Genomic DNA, 17,465 nt, shown 5'->3' on the forward strand with positions numbered 1-17,465 from the left:
CCGCCCCTGTCGCTACCCCGTCGATTGGGTGATCAGCATAGGGGCCGCCTCGCCATGGCCCTGCCACGGTCGGGCGAGCGTGGTCAGCGCTACCGCGGCGAGCAGGCCGAAACCCAGTACCACGACGGCCATCGACAGCGCGGTGGTGTTGCCCAGCACGCCGGGTAGTGGTGCGGCCGCGGCGCCGAGCGTGAACTGGGCGCCGCCGAGCAGGCCGGAGGCGGCTCCCGGGGCATCGCCACCGACCGCGAGGATGATGGTGGTCGACGCGGGCAGCAGCAATCCGAACCCGAAGGTCAGGCCGAACAGGCAGGCCCAGGTGACCGGGAACGTGCTGATGCCGATGGCGAGCAGGATCACCTGCGTGCTCATCGAGGCCACCGTGATGACCACGCCGATGACGAGCAGGGAGTTCAGCCGGACGCGCCCGGCCAGCCGTCCGAATATCGCACCGGCCACCACGGTGCCGACGGCGTTCGTGGCGAAGACGAGGCCGTACGCGCTGGGCGACAAGCCGTAGCCGTCTTGGAAGACGAACGGCGAGCCGGTGATGTAGGCGAACAGGGCGGCCAGTCCACACCCCATGACGAGGAGATAGCCGACCAGTTCGCGCCGCCGAAGCAATCCCCCCATCGCGGCGAGCACGGCCCGCAGGCCGCCGGACCGGCGCCGCTCGGCGGGGAGCGATTCGGGCACCCACGCCCAGACCGCGATCAGCAACAACAGCCCGGTCACGGCCAGCGCCACGAACACCAGACGCCACGAGCCGACGCCGAGAATGAAGCCTCCGACGACCGGCGCCAGCACCGGCGCGGTCATCCCGATCACGCTCAGCGTCGACAGCCGGCGGGCTGCCTGGGCGCCGGTGAACCGGTCGCTGACGACCGCCCGCCCGATGACGAGCCCCGCGCCGCCGGAGATCCCTTGCAGCAGCCGGGCGACGTCGAACACGGCGATGGACGGGGCGAGCGCGCAGACCAAGGACAACACGGTGAACATGCCGGAACCGGCCAGGAGCAAGCGCCGCCGCCCCATCGCGTCGCTGACCGGACCGAGCACGACCTGGCCGACGGCGAGCCCGACGAGGCAGGCCGTCAGGGAGAGCTGGACCGCCGTTCCCGTGGTTCCGAACGAGGTGACGATCTGCGGGAAGCCGGGCGCGTACATGTCGGTGGCGAACGGCGATACCGCCGAGAGTCCACCGAGGACGACCACGAGCCGCCCCGTTCCGGTCCGCGGAGTGGCGGAATCGATACTGACCACGTGCCCCATCGTCGGCGCGGGGACCGCGCCGCGGTGTGGAGCGGCGGGCTCGAAGATGTGGAGAGCGGTGCTTTCCTACGGGCGTCCGGAGTGCGCCCGCCGGAACCGGGCGGGGGTGGTGCCCCGGTCGCGCCGGAAGGCGTAACCGAAGTTGCTGGGCGAGGCGTAGCCGACCTCGTGCCCGATCCGGGCCACCGGCCAATCGGTCTCGACGAGCAACGTCACGGCCCGGTCGAGGCAGCGACGTCGGTGGTACTCCAGCACCGACGTCCCGTACAGCGCGCGGAACCCGGTGGTGAGGCGCCGGACCGACATCGACGACGCGCGGGCCAGTTCGGCCAGCGTCGGCGGTGCGTGCCGTTCCCGCCAGAGCAGTTCGGGGACGCGGCGCAACGCGGCCACCTCGTGGTCGTCCAAAGCGAGGTTCCGGGCGTCCGCGGGCGGCACGGTGACCGCGAACTCGTCGATCAACGCGGCCAGCGCCGCCACGAGCCGCGATTCCAGGAACAGCAGGCGCCCCGGGGACCAGCGCCGGTGCAGGAAGATCTCCTCCAGCGGGCCGGCCACCGGGCGCAACGCCGCCGACCGGCCCAGATACTGCTCGCGCGCGATGTTCTCCGGTCGGTTGTCCGGCAGGGCGCCCGCGCCGGAGCCGCCGAGGTAGGACTCCAGCCCGGTCCAGGTCCCGGCGATCGACACCGCTCGGTACCGCTCGCCGTCACCGTGTGCGACGACGCCGTCGGTGGCGCACCGGGGGCTCAGCGCCACCGAGCGGGCCCGCAGGGCGCCGGTGCCGCCGCTCGCCTCGCTGACGTGCATGCGTCCGTCGACGCAGTACTCCAGCTCGAAGTGGTCCCCCGGGAACGCGTACCCGACCTGGTGCCCGCCGGTGAACGCGACGTCGTAGCGGACGATGTGGAAACCGCTCCGCAACGACGTCACCTCGATCGTGCCGTCGCCGACCTCCGGGCGGAGCCGATGCCGGACGGTGCCGTCGCCGCTCTCGTCGGCCTGAGCGATCGACGCGTAGTACGCCGCGTGCGCCGCGTCCAACTCGGTGGAACCGACCGCGCCGGTGAGCTGATGAACCCTGGTCACAAGTCCGCAGGTTAGCCTGCGACGCCTCGGGCCAGGATGCTGATCCTGCCGCGGTAGACCTTGTCGGTGCGGGTCCATCCGCAGACGTAGACGGCGCTGCCGTCCGGGTTCGCGGCCACTCCCGCGACCCCGATGACCCCGCCCTTGATGACGACGGTCTCGACCACGGTACGAGTGCGGGTGTCGATCACCGACACCGAATGATCGAACTCGTTGGTTACGTAGACGCTCCGGCCGTCCGGGCTCACCGCGACGCCTTCCGGTTCGCTGCCCACGGCGATCCTGCCGGTCACGGTGTTGCGGACGGTGTCGATCACCGATACCGAACCGTTCCCGGCGTCGGCGACGTAGGCCGTCCGGCCATTCGGCGCGATCGCGATCCCGGTCGGGTACCGGCCCACGGCAATCGTCCCGGTGACCGTCTTGCCGGCGGTGTCGATGACCGACACCAGGCCCGTGGTGTGGTCGCTGACGTAGGCGGTGCGGCCGTTCGGAGTGATCGCCACCCTGTCCAGGAGTTGACCGACCGGAATGGTCGCGGTCACGGCATGACTGCTGGTGTCGATGACCGAGACCGCGCCGTAGTTGACGCCGTCGCGCCAGGTCCAGCCGGCGACGTAGGCGGACCCGCCGTCCGGGCTGATCGCCACCCCGGAGGCATGCGCACCGACCGGAACGGTCGCCGTGACGGTATTGCTCGCGGTGTCGAAAACCGACACCGCGCCGGTGCCGTAGTGCGCGACATAGGCGAATTCGCCGTTCGGGGTCACCGCGATTCCGTCCGGGCCCGCGCCCACCCCCACGGTCGCGCGGACCTTCGCGGTGGCGGTATCGATCACCACCACCGCGCCCCCGCCCATGCGGCCGTCGGTGACGTAGGCGGTCCGGCCGCTCGGCGAGAACGCCACGTCGGTGAGGCGATGACCAACGGAGATCGTGCGCTGCACTCCGGTGGCGGACCGGGCATCCGCCGCCACCGGACTCGCCGCCACACCCGCCACCGCGATCAACACACCGAGCACACCCCGTCCCAGTTGGTTTGCCGATAACATCCACGACCTCCAAGACAGCTCGTCGAAGTTGGGAGAACCGAGCTTCCGCCCGCGTGAGCAGCTGTAGCGGAAACCGGATGTCCGGTGTCGACTCCGGCACAAAGGACAACCAGAACCGGACAACCGCGGCAAGTTCTGAGCTTTTCCACAGACAACCGCGAATGATCTTGTCGGTCCTTGGTGGGATGCTGGTTGGGTCGAAGGTAGAGACGGGGGCAGGGAGGATGCCACGATGAGCGTGAGGCCGACCAGAACCACTCAGACCGCGTCGCACTGGGGTGTGTACCGGGTGGAGACCGACGTGGGCACCGGCGAGGTCGTGTCGACCACGGGGGTTCCGTTCGATCCCGATCCCTCGCCGATCCAGGCCAGCCTGCCGGCGGTCGTGCGCGATCGGCTGCGCATCGATCAGCCCTACGTCCGCGAGGGCTATCTGCGCGGCCGGGGTGCGCGCCGGGCCGACCGGGGGCGCGAAGGTTTTGTCCCGGTCAGCTGGGACAAGGCGTTGGAACTGGTATGCGAAGCATTGCTGGAGACCCGGGAGCGGCTGGGCAACGAATCGATCTACGGCGGCTCCTACGGCTGGGCCAGCGCGGGCCGCTTGCACCACGCGCCGAGTGTGTTGAAGCGTTTTCTCGGGTTGTTCGGCGGTTATACCGACAAGAGCGGCAACCACAGCTTCGGCGCGGCGATGGGCATCATGCCCTACGTCTTGGGCCGTGCGGATATCAGCAATCTCGTCGTGCGCTGGCCCGAAGTGGTGGCGAATACCCGGCTGCTGGTGCTGTTCGGTGGCGCGGCGTTGAAGAACACCCAGATCGACGCCGGGGGCGCGGTCAACCACGACAACGCGGACTGGTTCCAGGCCGCCCGCGCGGCCGGTGTCGAGATCGTCTGCGTCAGCCCGTCCCGTCAGGACGTGACCGGCTCCGCCGCACCGGAGTGGATCCCCATCCGGCCCAATACGGACCTCGCCCTGCTGCTCGGCCTGGCCGGCACCCTGGTCGCCCACGACCTGGTCGACCGGGAGTTCGTCGCCCGCTGGTGCGCGGGCTACGCCGAGTTCGAGCACTACCTGACCGGCCAGGCCGACGGCCAGCGCAAGGACGCGCACTGGGCGTCCCGGATCACCGGGGTGCCCGCCGACACGATCGACCGGCTGGCCCGCCGGATGGCGGCGACCCGCACGCTGGTGAACACGAGTTGGTCGGTGCAGCGCGCGGACCACGGCGAGCAACCGGTGTGGGCGACCGTGGCCCTGGCCGGCCTGCTGGGCCAGATCGGCCTGCCCGGCGGCGGTTTCAGCCTGGGATTCGGCGCGACCAGCGGGATCAACCTCGACCGCCCGGCCGGGATCCCGCGCCCGACGCTTCCGCTCGGGACCAACCCGGTGTCCACGCGGATACCGGTGGGCCGGGTCTCGGACCTGCTGCTGAACCCCGGCGGAACGTTGCCGCACAACGGGGAAACCGTCCGGCTGCCGCAGATCGAGGTCGTGTACTCCGCCGGTGGGAACCCGTTCCACCACAACCTCAACATCAACCGGTTCCTGGCCGCGTGGCAGCGCCCCGGCACGGTGATCGTGCACGAACCCTGGTGGACACCACCGGCCCGGTACGCCGACATCGTGCTGCCCTCGACCACCACGCTGGAACGCAACGACATCCAGGCCGCCGACCACAGCAGGTTCTGGATCGCGATGCACCAGGCCATGCCGCCGTATCGGTTGGCGCGCAACGACTTGGACGTCTTCGGCGAACTGGCTGACCGGCTCGGCTTCGGGCCGGACTACCATGCCGGGCGCGACGAAATGCAGTGGCTGCGGCACATGTACGACGAGGCTTCCGCCCTCGCCACCGAGCGCGGTTTCACCCCGCCCGGCTTCGACGAGTTCTGGGCCGCCGGGAAGTACGAGTTCACCGACGAGCGGGAACACCCGGTGCTGCTCGGAGATTTCCGTGCCGACCCCGAGGCGAACCCGCTGAACACCCCGTCCGGCCGGATCGAACTGGTCAGCGAAACGATCCGGTCGTACCGGTACGAGGACTGCCCCGCACACCCGACCTGGCTGGAACCGGCGGAGTGGCTCGGCGGCCCGACCGCGGCGCGCTACCCCCTGCACCTGCTGAGCAACCAGCCGGCACATCGCCTGCACAGCCAGCTCGACAACGCGCCACTGAGCCGCACGGCCAAAGTCGCCGACCGCGAGCCGATCCTGCTCAACGCCGAGGACGCCGAACGGCGTGGCCTGCGGGAGGGCGACGTGGTTCGGGTGTTCAACGACCGGGGCGCCTTCCTCGCCGGAGTGCTGATCGCCGGCTCGGACACGCTGCTGCCCGGAGTCGCCCAGATCGCCACCGGAGCCTGGTACGACCCGGTGACGCCAGGCGTGCCGGACGCGTTGGAAAAGCACGGAAACCCGAACGTCGTCACCCTGGACAAGGGCACTTCCCAGCTGGCCCAGGGCTCGGCCGCGCAGACCTGCCTGGTGGAAGTCGAGCGCTACGACAATCCGCCCCCGGTCACCGCGTTCGACCCGCCCCCGATGAAAAACCCGGCGCCCGCAACCTGAGCATGGGTTCGTGAAGGGCGACGGCCCGCCCGCGGCTCAACGCGGGCGGGCCGTGCCCCGGCGGGTCACTCCTTGTCGCACAGTGCGGCGTCGAGGACGTCGAGCCGGGTTGGCGTGTCGTTGTTGAGGACCGCGGTGTTGGTGACGATGGCGGCATGCCGGCCGTCGTCGGTGGCCATGGTCGCCGAGGAGTACCCGGTGGTCAGGTCACCGAGGAGTCCCCAGGCTCGGCCGCCGCAGCTCAGATCGTGGCCCCACAAGCCGAGACCGTAGTGCTCGCTGCCAGGCCAATCGGTGGCCACCGTCTTGCGCATCTCGGCGAGGCCGGCGGCGGACACGACTTTGCCGTCCGCGAGCCCCTGGTCGAACACGGCGAGGTCGGACAGGGTGGAGATCATGCCGCCGGCGGTGCTCCAGCGCGTCGGTTCGGCGGGGCCGGTTCCCCAGTCGCCGAAGGTGGTGTCCAGCCACAGGAAGACGGGCCCGGCGGTGCCGCCCCGGTAGCCGTGGACGTACGCCCCGGGCAGCGACTTGTCCCCGGGCGCCGGGAGGCTGGTCTGGTTCAGGCCGAGGGGCCGGACGATCCGGGCGGTGATCGCGTCCCGGGCGGGCATGCCGGTGACTTGCTCGATGAGCAGCCCCGCGATGTAGTAGTTGATGTTGGAGTAGTTCCAGGCAGGCTCGGTCTTGGGCGGGTTGCCGGCGAGCCCGGCGCGGACCAGTTCCCGCAGATCGTAGGTGCCGTCGGGCTTGGCCCTGGCATTGCCGGAGTCGCCGTTGATCCCGCTGGTCTGCTGGAGAAGTTGCCGGACGGTGATGCGGTTGCCGTCATAGCCGTTGCCGGCGACCACGCCGGGCAGGTAGCGCTCGATCGGCGCGTCCAACGCCACCTTGCCCTCGTCGACCAGTTGCACCACCACGGCGGCCGTGAACGTCTTGGTCTGGCTGGCGATCCGGAAGGCGTCGTTCGGGCCGATGATCTGGTTGGTGTTGACCACCTTGGGCCCGACGTGCAGGTCCCAACTGCGGCTCGCGTCGCCGGCGTGCACGGCGGCGCCCGGCCCCGCATGCGCCCGGTAACTCACCAGCGCCGCCTGGACACCGGCATGGCCGTCGTCCTGCCCCGCCACCGCCGACCCCGGCACGCCCAACGTGGCAAGGACGGCGACAGCGCCGAGCGCCACCCCCACCCGCCGCATCCCAGTTCTGGCCATCCTCACTCCTTCGCGATCCGGCAACGCCGATCCACCGACGACGGATCGCGTGCACCCCAGCTACCGGCCCGCACCGTAAGCACAACCGATGAAATCCCGATGAAACGGGCTCATCGCGGAAGAGGGTGCAGTCGGTTTCGAGGTTGCCTGCATGGATTCCACGCTCGGCTGCACTCCTATCGGGGCGCGGGCGAGGCGTGCGCCGGGGACGAGCTATGCACCGGCGTTGCCATCGCGCAGGGAACGGATCATGCTCCGCAGGATCCGGAACGCGTCTGACTGCTCGGTCTCGGTCAGGCCGGCCAGCATTCTGACCTCGACGGACCGGACCGCTACGGTCGCCTTCTCCAGGCTCCGCCGGCCGCGAGGCGTGAGCCGCGTGGGAAGCACCTTCCCGACGGGTGCCTCTGCGGGCCTGGTCACGTAGCCGTCTCGTTCCAGGGCCTGGAGCAGCACGTTCATCGTCTGCCGGGTCACGAACGCGCCCCGCGCGAGCTCGGAGTTCGACAAGCCCGGTCGTTGAGCCAGCAGCTCGAGGCAGGAGTAGTGCGTCACGCTCATCCCGAGCGGCCGCAGCACCTCCTCCATGGCTGCGCGCAGGGCGCTCGACGCCTCTTTCAGCAGGTAGCCCAGCGACGTCCTCAGGTCGACACCGTCTTGACTCATGTCAGTACTCTGACATAGATTGGCCCGTGTCAGGAACCTGACACGAAAAGAAGGAGCATCATCATGCCCGCCACCGGCCCCGACTTCATCTCGCTCCAAGCGCGCGACCTGGACGCTTCGCAGGCGTTCTACGAGCACTACCTCGGCCTGGTCCGCTCGCAGACCGGACCTCCGCACGCCGTCGTCTTCGAGACGAAGCCCATCGCGTTCGCACTCCGCGACGTCATTCCCGGCACCGATCTCGCATCCGTTGCCCAGCCCGGCATCGGTGCCGCGATCTGGCTCCACGCCACAGACGTCCAGGCCATTCACGATGCGCTGGTCGCCGACGGTCACACCATCGTCTCCGCACCGATCGACGGCCCCTTCGGCCGGACATTCACCTTCGCCGACCCCGACGGCTACCAGATCACGCTCCACGACCGCGCCTGACAAGCCAAACGCCACGGAAGGCGCCTGGTCAGCGGGTGCCGGACGCGATGAGGATCGGGGCCATGCCGAAGAACCGGTCACGCTTGGCCCGGTCGCGTTGGCCGGCCAGCCAGGACGGCCCCTCGGGGTCGTTGGACGTGCGGCGCAGCAGGTGCATCATCACGTCGATGTCGGTGAACACCGCGAGGTGACCCTCCACCGCGACGTCGCGGAAACCGGTGTCCAGCAACAGGTTGCGGTATCGGCGGGCGGCCAGCGGCTGCGGGATGCCCTCGGACAGCGCGGCCATCACGCGCCGGGTCAGCACCGGGTCGTCGGAGTCGACGGCGATGCCTTCCCAGTCCTGGCCGAGCAGCACGATCCGCCCGCCGGGCGCCAGCACCCGGGCCGCCTCGGCCACGGCGGCCGCCGGGTCGGGCAGGGCGTGCAGCACCTTGTCGGCCCGGTACCCCCGCAGCGAACCGTCGGCGTACGGCAGCGACTCCGCGGAGCCCAGCCGGAACTCCGATTTCGGATAGCGGTCCCCCGCGACCTCGATCATGTCCGGATCCGGGTCCAGGCCCGCCGCGGCCACCCCGAGTGCGGCGAGTTCCGCCACCGCGAGGCCCGTACCGCAGCCCACGTCCAGGACGGCCTCCCCCGCCCGGGCGTCCAGCAGCTGGTAGGAGCGCTGCCGAAGGCCCGCCGAGGCGGGCAGCTGGTCGAGCTGATCGAGGGCGAGAACGAAGTCGTTGACCATGCGCCGAGTCTGCAATTTCATGTCAACATGAAGTCAAGTCTGACCATCGGGCAACTCGCCGCGCGGTTCGGGCTGGCCACCCACGTGCTCCGGCACTGGGAGTCGATGGGCCTGCTCGAACCGTCCCGCCGCGCGGGCGGGCACCGCCGGTACGGCGAGGAAGACCTGGAACGCGTGGTGTTCATCCTCAGGGCCAAGGACGTCGGCCTGAGCCTGGACGACATGCGCGAGTTCCTGCACGCACCCGCCAAAGCCGATCGCATCGCGTTGCTCAGGACGCAGCAGGCCCGGCTCGAGCAACGCATTCGCGCCGCGCAGGAAGCGTTGCAACTGCTCGGGCACGCGGTGCGATGCGAGCACGAGGACATCATCCGCTGCCCGAACTTCCGCGAAATGCTGCGCCAGGGCATCGCACCGGGGTGATTTCTTGGTCCGTTGGAGCCGCGGGTATTTCTTCTTGTAGTACAGGCAGCGAGGCTCTCGACGCCCGCCTCGCCTCTCATGTGCGTTCCTTCCATGAATGATCAGCCGCGCCTGGCGCTCAGGAGATTCCGCGGAGGGGGCCGGTGGGCTCAGAAGCCCGCGGCCTGGTAGGCGGTGAAGTCGCTGGGCGGCGCGACGTCCACTTCGGGGCAGGTCTTCTGCCGGGTCTGGGCCCATTGGGTCAGGTAGAACACTTCGCGGCCGGTGTCCTTGATCGCGCGGGCGATGCCTTCGGCGGCCGTCTTGTCGTTGTAGTAGCTCTCGCCGATGATCCAGCCCTGCGAGTACCCGTTCGCCGACATTTCGTTGTGCGCCTCGACGAACTGCCGGTATTCGTCGCCGGACCAGTCGTCGCCGTACAGGTGGACGTCGAACACATCCGGTGCGTTTCCGCCGTACACGTTCGGGATCTCGCGGGCCCGGCCGGCGACCCACACCGTCATCGAGAAGCCGACGGTGTCGCTTTTGCCATAGGCCGCGGTGTAGTCGGCCCACAGCCGACGGGCGTACTTGGCGACCTTGATCTCCTGGGGTGACGGCTTCTCCCGGTCGATCAACGGCATGCCCTCGTTCAGCAGATCCAGCCGGTACGGTATTCCCGCATTCTTGACGATCGCGCGGACGTTGCGAATCAACGAGAAGCTTTCCCGGTACCGTTCTTCGAACTGTTCCTCAGTCCACCAGTGCGGGTCCGCTTCCGCGCCGATGGGGTGGAAGCCGACCTCGATTTCCTGGAAACCGAGTTTCTTGACCACCGCGAGCAAATCGGCGAAGTTCTTGCGGTTCCGCGGGGAAAGATTGCCGCCGGTGGAGTCCATCACCGCGCCGGACTCCGGGCCGGGACGGTGGAACACGGCGAACCGCAGGCGTCGCTGACCGGCCGCGTAGAGCTCCGCGAGCTGGGCCTGGATGACCTGCGGCGCGCGGTGGTAAGCGTTGATCACGTTGTAGGGTTCCCGGTCGCACCCACCGGGATCGTGGTCGATTCGGTAGAAGTTGTAGTTCGACCCGCCGCGTCCGGTGGTGACCGGTGTGGCGGCGTCCGCGGCGGGGGCCACCGCGGTGCCCCCGAGGATGAGCGCGCTGAGCAGGATGAGGCCGTGTCGGATCACGGTGTGAGCCTGGCAAGCACCCGGGCGCCCAGCAAGCATTTCGACGTGGCTCTAACCCCTCACGGGCACAGCCGCGGGTGGGGCATGTCCGCCACGTACTGGGACCACTGTTCCGGGCTCAGCGGCGGGCTGGCCTGGGTGCAGATGCGCTGGGCGACATCGTCGGCATTGGTGCTCCACAGCCGGGTCGTGCGGTCGTCCCCGGTGGTGATCAACCGGCGGCCGTCCGGGCTGAACACCACCGCGTTCACCGGAGCGGTGTGCCCGGTCAGCACGGCGAGCGCCTGCGCTTTCGCCCGGTTCGACACGTCCCAGACCCGGGAGGTCTGGTCGTCGGCGGCGGTGGCGACCAACCGGCCGTCCGGGCTGAAGGTCACCACGGTCACCGAGTCCGCGTGCCCGGTGAGTTCCCCGGCGAGGACCGGTACCCGGGGATCGCCGATGTCCAGCAGGTGCACGGTGTGGTCCTCGGAGGATGTGGCGATCGTCTTGCCGTCCGGGCTGAAGGCCACCCCGGTGACCGCGTTGCTGTGGTCGGTGAGCCGCGCCCGGAAGCCCGGCGCCCCGGGATCGGAGACGTCCCAGATCCGGCCGGTGTAGTCGTCGCTGCCGGTGGCGAGCAGGCGGCCGTCCGGGCTGAAGGCCAGCCCGGAAATGGCGTTCTCGTGCCCGGTCAGCACCGAAAGTCGTACCGGCCGGGCCGGATCCGAGGTGTCCCACAGGGTCACGTTCCGGTCCCGGCCGGCCAGCGCCAGGACGCGGCCGTCCGAACGGAACACCGCCGCGTAGACGGTCGCCACCTCGCCCAGGGGCGCGATCGGGCGGGGATGCGCGGGATCCGCGACATCCCAAAGCCGGGTGACGCGGTCGTCCCCGGCGACGGCGAGCACGCGTCCGCGCGGATCGTATGCGACCACGCGGATCTTGCCGGGCAGGTCGTCGGCGAGCACACCCATCGGCCGCTGGTCCGCCGTCGACCACAGGCGGACCCGCCCGTCCTCGCCGCCGACCGCGATCTGCGGCCGGTGCGGGTCATGGGCCACCGTCGTGGTGCCCGCGGTGTTCGGGACGACCGGTGACGGGAGGTGCCACAGCCAGAGCCCGCCGAGGTCGTTGCCGGTGGCCAGGAGCCGGCCGCCGGCGCCGAATCCGGCGCGCCGGGCCGGTGCGGGCTGGGCCATCGAGGTGAGCTGGCTCGCGTCCGCGGCGTTCCAGGTCCGGACGGTCTGGTCGTCGCTCGCGGTGGCGACGGTGGTCCCGTCCGGGTGGAACGACAGGCCGCGGATCGCGTTGTCGTGCCCGGTGAGCGTCGCCTTCCGGACCGGTTGCCGGGGGTCGGTGACCGTCCACAGGTGCACGGTGCGGTCGTCGCTGCCGGTCCCCAGCGTGGCACCGTCCGGGCTGAACGCGAGCGCGCGAATGGTCGCGATGTGCGTGGTCAGGGTCGCCACCTGGACCGGCGGGCCGGACAGGTCCCACAGCTGGCTGGTGAAGTCGTCGCTGCCGGTGACCAGCAGCCGCCCGGCGGGGGCGAAAGCCAGGCTCCGCACGGCTTTCGCGTGCGTGCGCAGGATGCCCAGATCGACCGGTCGCGCCGGATCGGCCACGTTCCACAGGCCGATGCCGCCGTCCTCCCGGCCGATCGCGAGCAGCGTCCCGTCCGCGCTCAACGCCAGCGCGTTGCCCTGACCGGTCCCGGGCACGGTGCCGAGCAGCACCGGGTGCTCGGTGGACGCCGTCGACCACAGCCTGGTCTCGTCCACCCCGTCGGCGGTGGCGAGCAGGCCGTTCGCGGGACTGATCGCCAGCGCGGTGACCCACTCGGCGGTGGCCTTGAGCACGGCGCGCGGGACCGGTTCGCCGGAACCCGAGACGTCGAAGAACCGGGTGGCGCCATCGAGTCCGGCGGTGATCAGGGTGTGGCCGTCGGCGGTGAAAACCAGGTCGGTGATGGAGCCGGGATGCGGTTTGGTCCTGGTGACGTAGGTGCTCCCGGACGCGCTCAGCAGGCTTCCCCTCGCCTGCGGGGTGTCCGCGACGCGGTACGCGGCGAGGCTGAGCTGGGTGGCCAGCGACGGATCGGTTTGCCGCAACTGGTTGGCTTCGGTGGCCAGCTCGCGGGAGACCGCGATGTCCCGGTGGTGGTCGGCGATGTCGCGCTGGATGACCGCGAGGACGCCGGCGACCGCGGCCAGCACGGTGAGGACCGCGAGCCCGGTGACCAGCAGCCGGAGCCGGCGAGTGTGGCGCCGCTCCTTCGCCAGGGTGGCGTCCTCCAGTTCCCGGCTCGCGGTGAGGAAGTCGCGTTCCAGCGTGCCGAGCTGGTCGTCGTGGTCGCGTGCCCAATCCGAAGCCAGGGTGAGCCGCGGACCGCGGTAGAGCAGGCTCGGATGCCGCTGCTCGGTGTCCCAGATACCGGCCGCTTCGATGAGCTGATGCTGCACCCGCAACCCCGCGCGGTCGGATTCGATCCAGTGCCGCAGGCGGGGCCAGGCGTGCAGCAACGCCTCGTGCGCGATCGTCACGGTGTCCGCGTCCACCGTGAGCAGCCGGGCCGCCGCCAGCTCCTGCAGCGCGGCCCAGGTCTCCTCGGCGGATTGCGCCAGCAGCCGTTCCCGGTCGGCGGGGCGGCGGGTGTCCTGCTCGTGCTCGCCGACCCGGACCAGCCGGAGCAGCAGCCTCCGCGCCGCCTCGCGCTCGCGCGGATCGAGGGTCTCGTACGCCTTTTCGGCCGTCGACGCGACCGCGTCGCCGATCCCCCCGGTCCGCCGGTATCCGGCGACGGTCAACGTGGTGCCTTCGCGTTCTTCCCAGGTGGCGAGCAACGCGTGGGACAGCAGCGGCAACGAACCCGCGGCGTTCGTGCCGACGTCGGCCACCAGCAGCTCGACCAGCCCGGCTTCCAGGGTCAGCCCGGCCATCTCGGCCGGTCCGGTGATCGTCGCCCGCAGTTCGGCGACCGTCATCGGCCCCACGGTGATCTGGTGGTGGCGCAGCACCTCGAGCAGCCCGGGGTGGGACAGGCAGCGGCCGTAGAAGTCGGCGCGCAGGCAGAACACGACCAGCACCCCGGTGTCCGCCAGATCGGCCAGCATCGTGATGAACGCCTGCCGTTCCGCGTCGTCCTGGCAGAGGGTGAACAGCTCTTCGAACTGGTCGACGAAAACCACCTTCGGCGAGGCGTCCGGCCCGCCGAGCGAGTTCGACCGGCGCTCGAACTCGGCACCGGGTGCGGCGGTGGGCGTCATCACCAGGACCGGCCAGCCCGCCGAACCGGGCAGCGCGTCCCGCGCCAGCGCGGGTAACAACCCGGCACGGACCAGCGAGGACTTCCCGACCCCGGACGGCCCGACGACGGCGACCGGCTTCCGGTGCTCGAGCGCGCCGGCGACACCGTCGAGCAGTTCCCGGGTCGCCCGCTCCCGGCCGAAGAACCAGGCAGCGTCACCGGAATCGAAGGAGGCGAGCCCCAGGTACGGGCATTCCGGCCGCTGCGCGGCCTCGGCCAGTTCCACCAGCCGCCCGGACGCGCCGAGGGCCTCGTCGAGACGCCGGGCGAGGTCGGTCGCCGCGGGCTTCGCCCCGGTTTCGATCTTGCTCAGGTAGCCCTTGCTGTAGTGCGTCAGTTTCGACAGGCCGGCGAGCGAGATCCCCCGCTCGTTCCGGATGCGACGCAACTCCGCCCCGAACGGCGGGGACTGGCCCATGCTTCCACCACTCCTGGTCAGTCGGTGTTTCCCACCGCCACCGCGGAAGAGGCAACATCCTGCCCCTTCTCACGCCTGCCCGCGCTGGCGATGATCGCCAACGCGGTCGCCAGACACGCTAGCGACCGCGCGAGGGAAATGGGGAGTGGAATGCGGGTACGAACACTCGAACCGGGCAGGATTCCGGTGCTGCGGGCGCTGCTCGGCCCGACCCGCGCGCGAACGCTGGCCGCGACCGCCGCCGGGTGCACCACCACCGAGATCGCCCGCTGGGCGAACGTCTCCACCGCTTCGGCCAGCTACCACGCGTCCATCCTGCGGAACGCCGGCCTGATCCGGACGCAACGCCGCGGCGCCGCGGTCCGGCACACGATCACCGCGCTGGGCGCGGCCCTGCTCGTGGGCGGCTCCGACGAAACCGAATGTCTCTCGCAAGAGAACGAAGACAGCGCGGCCCGCACGGCACGGTGACCTGCACGGGCCACCGGTATTCGACCCACCGACCAATGCCGTTGTCCGGTCGGCAAGATGCATCCGGCGGCCTGCGGCGAAGCCGCAATCGCCACCCCGAACTCGCGCATCGAATACGTACCGCGTGGGCCGGATCAGTACGCGGGGTTGACCGTCAGGAGCCGGTTCGGTGAGCCCCTCGGGTCGGAGACCGCGTTCTTGGTGGAGTCGTTCAGCAACGCGGTCGCCACCTGATCGGGCGTCAGCGCGGGGTTGCGGGAGAGCTGCATCGCCGCCGCGCCGGACACGTGCGGTGTCGCCATCGAGGTGCCGGACAGGTCGGCCCAGTCGGTGTCGCTGCCATTGCTCGCCGAGGTGATGCTCTCGCCCGGCGCGAACAGGTCGACGCAGCTTCCGTAGTTGGAGAAGTACGAGCGGGCGTCGTACCAGTCGCTCGACGCGACGGTCAACGCCTCCCGCACCCGCGAGGGCGAGTGCCGGCACGCGTCGTCGGACTCGTTGCCCGCCGCCACCACCGCCACCACGCCGTCGGCGACGGTCCGGCGCACGGCGTCCTCGATCACCCGGTCCGGGGCGTCGCCGCCGAGGCTCATGTTCGCCACGGCCGGACCGGACACGTGGTGGGCCACCACCCAGTCCAACGCCTCCGCCACGTCCTCGCTGCTGCCGTTGCCGGCGCAGTCGAACACCTTCGCCGAGACCAGCCGGACGTCCTTGGCCACGCCGTAGTTCAGCCCGCCGACGGTGCCGGCGACGTGCGTGCCGTGCCCGTGGCAGTCCTGGTTCTGGTTGTCGACGGTATTCGTGCCCCACACCGCGCGTCCGCCGAAGTCCCGGTGGCTGACCCGGATTCCGGTGTCGACCACGTACGCGGTGACGTTCGACGCCGTGTTGGGGTACCGGTAGTTGTCGTCCAGCGGCAGACGCCGCTGATCGATCCGATCCAGGCCCCACGAGGGCGGATTGCGCTGTTCTCCGGCGACTTTCACCCGCTGGTTCTGCTGCACGTAGGACACCGCCGGATCGGCGGCGAGCCGCCGCGCGTCGCGGGCCGTCATCCGCACCGAGAACCCTGGGAACACATGGGAAAACGTGCGCACGACCGTACCCGAGTACCGGGCCGCCAGCTCGGCCGCCGCGCGTTCTCCCTTGAGCACCACCACATAACTGCCGTCGATCGCGCCGGGTGCGCCCGCCCCCAGCACAGCGGCCGCCGCGGTGGGCGTGCCACCCACCAGGCCACCGGTTGCCACCGCCGTGGCCGTCAACCAGGCTACCGTCCTCATCGCACCTCCCGTGCGTCTCCCGGACAACAGCAGGCTACGGCCGGACGACCGCGCCGATCGGAGAATTGCTCCATGCTGGCGGGAATAGACACCGAACGGCCGCCCTACCTTCGTTCGGGGTCTGGTTCGAATGGCCGCTCCGGTGGCACGCCGCGGTCCACGGGTGCGGGTTCGTCCCTCCACTGTGGCCAGTCGATGGGGCGGCGCGCCTTCGCCGGACCATGGGGATTCCGGTGTCCTGTCTGTGATGTACAAGGCCATGTCCGCATAGTCGAAGGTGATGGCGAACGGCTTGAAGAAGTTATGGGTGATGTTCGTTCACGTTCTCGGTCACGGTGTCACACTCTCCGCACGCGCCGCGCCGATTACCGGGGCGCGGCATCTCCCTGGCGTGTCCGCAATTCCACATAATGCTCGGCAGTCGCTGAAAACAGCCTGACCGGGAACTGAGGAAACCGTGCGAAGCGCACTCACCCAAGCGTTGTCGTCGCGGGGGTCGTCCGCACGTCCCTGGGCCCGGCGCCCGCGGTGGTGCGCCAGTGCTGTTCGGCGGCGCGGAGGATGTCGTTGCCGAGTTGTTCGAGGAATCGGCCCGCGGTGGCGAGCCGGGTTCCGACAGCGGTGTCGGTCCCGAAGATGTCGGCGCCGCGCAGGGCAGTGGTGGCGAATCGCTGGTTGGCGCGGACGCCGACCACCGCGGAGCGAAGGCCCGCGTTTTCGTCGAGGAAGTACCGGTGGCGGCGACTCCGGCTGTCGCGGTCGCGGCGGATCAGCCCGTGCTGGTGCAGCAGGCCGACCGCGTGCGAGATGGTCGCCGCGCTGACCCGCAGGTGCTGGGCCAGTTCGGCGGCGGTGTGGCTGCCGGTCTCGGAGATGAACAGGCAGGCCATCACACCGGCGGCGGTGCGCGGCAGGCCGGTCTCGATGAGCACCGCGGTGAGCTCGGCGACGAACGCGGCTGTCGCGGCGGGATCGGGGCCGGTCTGCTCGCCGAGTGCCTGCGTCGCGGGCGGATGCGGGCGGCGCCGGGCGCGGTGGGTGGTCGCGAGCTGGGCCAGGTCCGCGCGGTAGCGGCCCGGCCCGCCGTTGCGGGCGACCTCGCGGCTCACCGTCGAGGTGGGACGGCCGAGGCGGCGGGCGATGTCGGCGTAATCCAGGCCCCGCGCCAGCCCCTCGGCGATCCGTCGCCGGTCGGTGCTGGTCAGCCTGCGTCCTGGCATCCGGTCGGCTCCTCCGCTGCGGTCGTCGCGCGGCCAGTATGCGTGCCGCTCGTCGAGCGTTGCAACACGCTGCCGTATCGCGTGCATTAGGCGGCAGCGTCATTGCAATGATCATCACGGCGATGAGCTGCGCGAACAGCGCGAATCCGA

14 protein-coding genes are annotated in these 17,465 nt (G+C 70.4%); 4 read left to right on the forward strand and 10 right to left on the reverse strand.

The features are described from left to right. Nucleotides 1-12: 12 nt before the first annotated feature. The 3 genes from FXO23_RS38360 to FXO23_RS38370 all read right to left on the reverse strand — a co-directional run bounded on the left by FXO23_RS38360 (nt 13) and on the right by FXO23_RS38370 (nt 3,374). Nucleotides 13-1,263, reverse strand: coding sequence for a multidrug effflux MFS transporter (locus tag FXO23_RS38360; protein ID WP_246258273.1), 1,251 nt, complete (start codon nt 1,261-1,263; stop codon nt 13-15). Nucleotides 1,264-1,338: 75 nt separating this feature from the next. Then, a complete protein-coding gene (locus FXO23_RS38365) occupies nt 1,339-2,361 on the reverse strand; it encodes a helix-turn-helix domain-containing protein (RefSeq protein ID WP_158891605.1) in 1,023 nt (340 codons plus the stop codon). An 11-nt stretch (nt 2,362-2,372) separates the two neighbouring features. Further along, on the reverse strand, nt 2,373-3,374 hold the full coding sequence (locus tag FXO23_RS38370; protein ID WP_158891607.1) for a beta-propeller fold lactonase family protein: 1,002 nt from the start codon (nt 3,372-3,374) through the stop codon (nt 2,373-2,375). Nucleotides 3,375-3,645: 271 nt separating this feature from the next. Between FXO23_RS38370 and FXO23_RS38375 the strand changes: the two genes are divergently transcribed. Next, on the forward strand, nt 3,646-5,985 hold the full coding sequence (locus FXO23_RS38375) for a molybdopterin-dependent oxidoreductase (RefSeq protein ID WP_158891609.1): 2,340 nt from the start codon (nt 3,646-3,648) through the stop codon (nt 5,983-5,985). Between the two features lie 65 nt (nt 5,986-6,050). Here FXO23_RS38375 and FXO23_RS38380 read toward each other — a convergent pair whose 3' ends face one another. Both FXO23_RS38380 and FXO23_RS38385 read right to left on the reverse strand, forming a co-directional pair. Beyond that, complete coding sequence (locus FXO23_RS38380; RefSeq protein WP_158891611.1) at nt 6,051-7,199, reverse strand: serine hydrolase domain-containing protein; 1,149 nt, start codon at nt 7,197-7,199, stop codon at nt 6,051-6,053. 213 nt (nt 7,200-7,412) lie between these two features. Then, nucleotides 7,413-7,865, reverse strand: coding sequence for a MarR family winged helix-turn-helix transcriptional regulator (locus FXO23_RS38385; protein WP_158891612.1), 453 nt, complete (start codon nt 7,863-7,865; stop codon nt 7,413-7,415). A gap of 63 nt (nt 7,866-7,928) precedes the next feature. Between FXO23_RS38385 and FXO23_RS38390 the strand changes: the two genes are divergently transcribed. Continuing rightward, nucleotides 7,929-8,297 carry a VOC family protein gene (locus FXO23_RS38390; protein WP_158891614.1) on the forward strand — a complete coding sequence of 123 codons (369 nt, stop codon included), beginning with the start codon at nt 7,929-7,931 and terminating at the stop codon, nt 8,295-8,297. Nucleotides 8,298-8,325: 28 nt separating this feature from the next. Here FXO23_RS38390 and FXO23_RS38395 read toward each other — a convergent pair whose 3' ends face one another. Then, complete coding sequence (locus FXO23_RS38395; RefSeq protein WP_246258274.1) at nt 8,326-9,057, reverse strand: methyltransferase domain-containing protein; 732 nt, start codon at nt 9,055-9,057, stop codon at nt 8,326-8,328. Nucleotides 9,058-9,063: 6 nt separating this feature from the next. Between FXO23_RS38395 and FXO23_RS38400 the strand changes: the two genes are divergently transcribed. Next, entirely contained in the window at nt 9,064-9,459 is a 396-nt protein-coding gene (locus tag FXO23_RS38400; RefSeq protein ID WP_158891618.1) for a MerR family transcriptional regulator, read from the forward strand. Nucleotides 9,460-9,608: 149 nt separating this feature from the next. Here the strand turns inward: FXO23_RS38400 and FXO23_RS38405 are convergent, their stop codons facing one another. Both FXO23_RS38405 and FXO23_RS38410 read right to left on the reverse strand, forming a co-directional pair. Beyond that, nucleotides 9,609-10,631 carry a hypothetical protein gene (locus tag FXO23_RS38405; protein ID WP_158891620.1) on the reverse strand — a complete coding sequence of 341 codons (1,023 nt, stop codon included), beginning with the start codon at nt 10,629-10,631 and terminating at the stop codon, nt 9,609-9,611. Nucleotides 10,632-10,690: 59 nt separating this feature from the next. Further along, nucleotides 10,691-14,338, reverse strand: a complete 3,648-nt coding sequence (locus FXO23_RS38410; protein ID WP_158891622.1) for an nSTAND1 domain-containing NTPase — start codon at nt 14,336-14,338, stop codon at nt 10,691-10,693. 150 nt (nt 14,339-14,488) lie between these two features. On the opposite strand from FXO23_RS38410, the gene FXO23_RS38415 reads away from it, so the two are divergent. After that, entirely contained in the window at nt 14,489-14,809 is a 321-nt protein-coding gene (locus FXO23_RS38415) for a helix-turn-helix domain-containing protein (protein ID WP_218952283.1), read from the forward strand. Between the two features lie 134 nt (nt 14,810-14,943). Here the strand turns inward: FXO23_RS38415 and FXO23_RS38420 are convergent, their stop codons facing one another. Further along, on the reverse strand, nt 14,944-16,095 hold the full coding sequence (locus tag FXO23_RS38420; protein WP_158891626.1) for a S8 family peptidase: 1,152 nt from the start codon (nt 16,093-16,095) through the stop codon (nt 14,944-14,946). Between the two features lie 470 nt (nt 16,096-16,565). After that, the gene (locus tag FXO23_RS38425) at nt 16,566-17,315 is read right to left on the reverse strand and encodes a MarR family transcriptional regulator (protein WP_158891628.1); all 750 of its coding nucleotides are present in this window, start codon (nt 17,313-17,315) and stop codon (nt 16,566-16,568) included. Between the last annotated feature and the right edge of the window lie 150 nt (nt 17,316-17,465).

Source organism: Amycolatopsis anabasis, assembly GCF_009765355.1.
GTDB lineage: Bacteria > Actinomycetota > Actinomycetes > Mycobacteriales > Pseudonocardiaceae > Amycolatopsis > Amycolatopsis anabasis.

Coding starts and splice junctions, on each gene's coding strand:
- FXO23_RS38415 (WP_218952283.1), top strand. CDS start 14,489: ATGCGGGTACGAACACTCGAACCGGGCAGGATTCCGGTGCTGCGGGCG.
- FXO23_RS38420 (WP_158891626.1), bottom strand. CDS start 16,095: ATGAGGACGGTAGCCTGGTTGACGGCCACGGCGGTGGCAACCGGTGGC.
- FXO23_RS38380 (WP_158891611.1), bottom strand. CDS start 7,199: ATGGCCAGAACTGGGATGCGGCGGGTGGGGGTGGCGCTCGGCGCTGTC.
- FXO23_RS38385 (WP_158891612.1), bottom strand. CDS start 7,865: ATGAGTCAAGACGGTGTCGACCTGAGGACGTCGCTGGGCTACCTGCTG.
- FXO23_RS38425 (WP_158891628.1), bottom strand. CDS start 17,315: ATGCCAGGACGCAGGCTGACCAGCACCGACCGGCGACGGATCGCCGAG.
- FXO23_RS38395 (WP_246258274.1), bottom strand. CDS start 9,057: ATGAAATTGCAGACTCGGCGCATGGTCAACGACTTCGTTCTCGCCCTC.
- FXO23_RS38410 (WP_158891622.1), bottom strand. CDS start 14,338: ATGGGCCAGTCCCCGCCGTTCGGGGCGGAGTTGCGTCGCATCCGGAAC.
- FXO23_RS38400 (WP_158891618.1), top strand. CDS start 9,064: ATGAAGTCAAGTCTGACCATCGGGCAACTCGCCGCGCGGTTCGGGCTG.
- FXO23_RS38390 (WP_158891614.1), top strand. CDS start 7,929: ATGCCCGCCACCGGCCCCGACTTCATCTCGCTCCAAGCGCGCGACCTG.
- FXO23_RS38375 (WP_158891609.1), top strand. CDS start 3,646: ATGAGCGTGAGGCCGACCAGAACCACTCAGACCGCGTCGCACTGGGGT.